The organism is Spirillospora sp. NPDC048819, from assembly GCF_040650055.1.
Lineage (GTDB): Bacteria > Actinomycetota > Actinomycetes > Streptosporangiales > Streptosporangiaceae > Spirillospora.
The window spans coordinates 1-3,956 of the sequence record NZ_JBEZGN010000088.1 but is presented as its reverse complement, the minus strand read 5'-3'; the positions used below and the strand labels follow the sequence as shown (position 1 = coordinate 3,956).

Sequence of the window (3,956 nt, the reverse complement as noted above, 5' to 3'; positions counted from 1 at the left end):
TCATCGTCACTCTGCTCAGTACCCGTTCTCGCCCTGTTCACATCAGTTAGGGAACTTCATCCCCTCGTGTCCCACCTGAGCCTGACACAGAGGGCCACCACCACGCCCACCGAGCCAGCCGCCAGCCGTCTCGCCGTCCACCAGCACCTCACCGACCTACGGACCCGCGCCGCCGAGGCCGGAGCCGACTGCCTCACCACGCGTCTCACCGCCGACATGGCCTACCTCGGCGCCCTCCTTGGTGAACACCCGCCCCTGAACGACTACGTCCAGGCAACCCAAGGATGCGCCGCCGCCGGATGGCAGGACGGCTACATCACCCACCGCGGCGACCAGGCCCGCCAGGCACTCGCAGCCCTGGGCATCCAGTGGGGACCCGACACCGTTCGCGATCTCAACGCCGTCGAAGGCCCCATCGAGACCGACGAGGCCCCCGACGCCATCCGCCAGGCCGCCGCCGACTACGAGACCCCCGTCCGCCAGATCACCGGCAGCCAAGCCCCGTTCAACCTCACCATCGAAACCACCGAGGTAGACGCCTACTGGGCGTACTGGCTGGACGGCGCCGGCGACAAGGTCCGACTCCGCCTCAACCTCCGCCGCGCCAGCTTCACCAAGGTCGCCGCCCGCCAATTCGCCCTACACGAGGTCCTCGGCCACGGCCTGCAAGGCGCGAGCTGGTCAGCCCGAGCAGCCACCGAAGACGTCCCCTGGGTACGCCTGATGTCGGTACACGCCCCGCAACAAGTCCTCCTCGAAGGACTGGCCCAAGCGCTCCCCCTGTACGTCGCCCCCGACGACGAGCTACTGGTCACCCGCACCAGATTCGACCACTACAACCAACTCGTCCGCGCCGAACTGCACGTAGCCCTCAACCAGGACGCCACCATCACCGAACTGGCCGACCACGCCCGATTCCGCATGCCCTGGATCAAGGAAGCAGCCATAGCCGACCTCCTCACCGACCGAGGAGCCAACCCGCAACTGCGTTCCTACCTGTGGGCCTACCCCGCCGGACTCGACTGGTTCGCCAACCTCGCCGACACCGACCAGGCAACCAAGACGACCGTCCTCCAGGCCGCCTACCGAGACCCACTCACCCCAACCGACCTCACAGCCCTCTGGCCCGAAGGCCCGACTATCGGCGGCCAAGACACCTAAAACCCCAGGTCAGTCGGGTACCCCGCCCGCTGGATGAGGACTTTCTTCACGTCTTCAAGGGCGCCGCTACGCGCCGCCGGCGGCCGCCCGCCCCGGCGCGCCGGGCATGCGGCCTGTCCCGTCCGGTCCCGCCGCACCGCGTCGCCCGCCCGCCCGCCCGCAAGAAACGCTACTTGGGACAGCGAATAGCGCAATGGATAGATTAGAGCAAAGCGTCACAGGTGAAGTTCATCGGGGCCAACCTAAGAGCTTAAACCTGCCAGGTCAATTCTTCGTTGAGATTCGAAAGGTCAAATAGTCTTGCGCCTCTAGATAGTCAACCCATGAAGTGGCCAGGTAAATGACGAACTCATTAATGTCATTTACGTAACGTTCTACGTCCGATACAGAACGACCCGCTTGTTGAAAAACCTCCATGTAGGAAATATTTCCATGTGCAACATCATTTCTGAAAAGCGCCAATTTTTGCAGTGAAGCACTCCAGGCTGCCACAGGAAATGCCTCACCCGAAAGCCCGTAAATCTCCCAAATTCGATTGAAGTGTTCGGGTCGCAATGTTCTTCCATCGAGCGGCGGCTGAGCATGCTTCCGCTCAAGGGGGAGGTCTATCGGATCTCTGCACAACTCGAGGGTTGTTGCATACTTCCTACGTTCCCATAGTTTCGAATGGTCAGAAAGGTCGCGCAGACTTTCAAATGTTGTGTGAGCAGCGAGTTGGCGAAGACTGGCGCGGAGACTACTTACAGTCAGGCCAGAATCGTTCAACTCCCTATGCGTCTCTTGAATCAAAAACTTCGTGAATGCCTCGAGTTCGGCCATGGTGCATACAACGGCTAAAGCCCTAGCATCTCTGGCTTCGGATTCCCAGCGCGTGCTCTGTTTAGAATCTGGGGAGAGTCTGACGAGGGCAAGGAACTTCTTCAAGTCATCACAACGACGTAAAAGACGTTCCCCCTGAGCCTGCACTTCAAGAGTTAGTGCATCATGTATCGCCACGAAGCAAATCCTTAGCCCGCTGGAGGCGACGGCGTAGCATAGCCTTGGTATTTGATCCCGCTCCGCTGGAAGCCCGAAGTTCGCGGTCTTCAAGCCACTCCGAGTCGACGTCGCCGACTTCGCTGCCCTCGGCTGCCAGGTCTCCAGCCGCCACCAGGCACGCTTCGAACTGCACCAACGGTGTTACCTTTGTCTGCTTTCGCAAGAGGGGCTTGCCGTCACATACAGTATAGAGAGTTTCCAAAGCCTGGTCGAAGAGCGCACGTTCGGCCTTAAAGTCAAAAGCCGTGTCTGCAATTTCCATATATTTGTTGAGAAAGCGCTCCACTTTTCCATCAAAGGCTTCCCTGTTATTCTTGTATGCGAAGAACTTGAGAACTTGCTCCGCCCTAGTTCCGTCGTTCTCGTGACTGCGTTGCAGTTTCACCAGAGTCTTCAGCCGAGAGTCAGCAGATAGCTCTTCGATGAAGTCGTTGAAGTCGCCCGTGTAGACACAGGCACGAACTTCTTGTGCGGTAAGCTGGATTCCTCCACGGTTCAGACGCTCGAATACATCGAACCGAACCTGTCGGTCACTCTTATCTGTGAGAGAGATGACTTGGAGTGGTTGGCGCCCGAAATAGACCTGCAGGTTCTTGGGTAGCTCCGAAAATGTGTAGCCATTTAGTTCGGTCAACTTCTCTAGGCTGGCCAAACGAAGCGGTCGCTTCCTGCCGATAAATCGGGCATCTTCCCCATCTTTTGCGACGAAGTGCGCCAGGGTGGAGAGACGCTGAAGGCCGTCTACTACTTCCCACTGGAACCCCACGTTGGTGGCTACAAAGAGAGGGGGAATGGGGAGTCCCAGGAAGACTGACTCAATAAATAGGGCTTCGTCCTCCTCCTCCCAGCGGAACTTGCGCTGATAGTTCGGAGTCGCGTTGAGTTCTTCGTCGACGATCATTCTTACGAGTTCACGGACGGAAAAATTGTGTACTGCTACGTCAACTTTTCCACGCTCGCCGCGGAGTTGTTCTTCCAGGTTTTCTAGAGTTGCGCCACCAGACATAGCCCGCAGTGTAGTGCGTGTGCACTGATACTGCAGGCTTTAGCGGCAACGACGGTGATTCGACCAACGTGCATGGTGCACGTCAGCGACAGACTGGTTACCCGCATGGTCGCTGGTGCTCACGTCAAGAAGGTCAGGTCACCGGCCCTCAAGCCAATCGTGCGTGAAGCGAGGGGTCTCGCGACCCCCAGCCCCCCGCGGGCCGGAGGGTACGCCCGCGCGAAGCTGTCTGTCACACCGTCTCGCCGTTCGCGCGGGCGCACCCTCCGGGACGGGTGTGGGTGCTAACGCGCTTGCTAACAACGGGGTCGGATGGCCTTGGACGGGTGTGGACGGGCGGAAGGTTGCCCCGCTGGTCAGGAGACCCGTGGGGACGCCCCTGGACGGTCCTGATCTTGCTTGTAATCAGTTGCCTCTATGTTGACACCAGTAGCTAAGCAACTATCGGAGGTTCTAGTGCCAGCCAGCCTGAAGCGGATCCGCGAGACCATGAACGTCGAGCCCACCCCTCGCAACAAGGGTCTGACACTTACTCTGACGCTCACCGCCTACGACAACAGGATGCTGGAACTCGACACAGTGCCGTTGAACGATCACAAGAACGACGATGACGTCACTGGATGGTTGGCCGCTGCGGAGGTCATCACCGCGACACTCCCTCTGTGTCAGGCTCAGGTGGGACACGAGGGGATGAAGTTCCCTAACTGATGTGAACAGGGCGAGAACGGGTACTGAGCAGAGTGACGATGAC

At 59.3% G+C, this 3,956-nt stretch carries 4 protein-coding genes; 2 read left to right on the top strand and 2 right to left on the bottom strand.

Annotation, left to right across the window (positions count from 1 at the left end; all coding sequences use genetic code 11):
* Positions 1-66: 66 nt before the first annotated feature.
* Positions 67-1,161 carry a hypothetical protein gene (locus AB0C35_RS45840; protein ID WP_358470943.1) on the top strand — a complete coding sequence of 365 codons (1,095 nt, stop codon included), beginning with the start codon at positions 67-69 and terminating at the stop codon, positions 1,159-1,161.
* Positions 1,162-1,425: 264 nt separating this feature from the next.
* Here the strand turns inward: AB0C35_RS45840 and AB0C35_RS45835 are convergent, their stop codons facing one another.
* A complete protein-coding gene (locus tag AB0C35_RS45835; RefSeq protein WP_358470940.1) occupies positions 1,426-2,157 on the bottom strand; it encodes an MAE_28990/MAE_18760 family HEPN-like nuclease in 732 nt (243 codons plus the stop codon).
* Positions 2,144-3,205 carry a DUF262 domain-containing protein gene (locus tag AB0C35_RS45830; RefSeq protein ID WP_358470937.1) on the bottom strand — a complete coding sequence of 354 codons (1,062 nt, stop codon included), beginning with the start codon at positions 3,203-3,205 and terminating at the stop codon, positions 2,144-2,146. The genes AB0C35_RS45835 and AB0C35_RS45830 overlap by 14 nt, the downstream gene beginning before the upstream one ends.
* Positions 3,206-3,661: 456 nt before the next feature.
* Between AB0C35_RS45830 and AB0C35_RS45825 the strand changes: the two genes are divergently transcribed.
* Positions 3,662-3,913, top strand: coding sequence for a hypothetical protein (locus AB0C35_RS45825; RefSeq protein WP_358470934.1), 252 nt, complete (start codon positions 3,662-3,664; stop codon positions 3,911-3,913).
* Positions 3,914-3,956: the final 43 nt, after the last annotated feature.

Bases quoted from the DNA above. Each gene is read 5' to 3' on its own strand.
- AB0C35_RS45830 (WP_358470937.1), bottom strand. From the start codon at position 3,205: ATGTCTGGTGGCGCAACTCTAGAAAACCTGGAAGAACAACTCCGCGGC.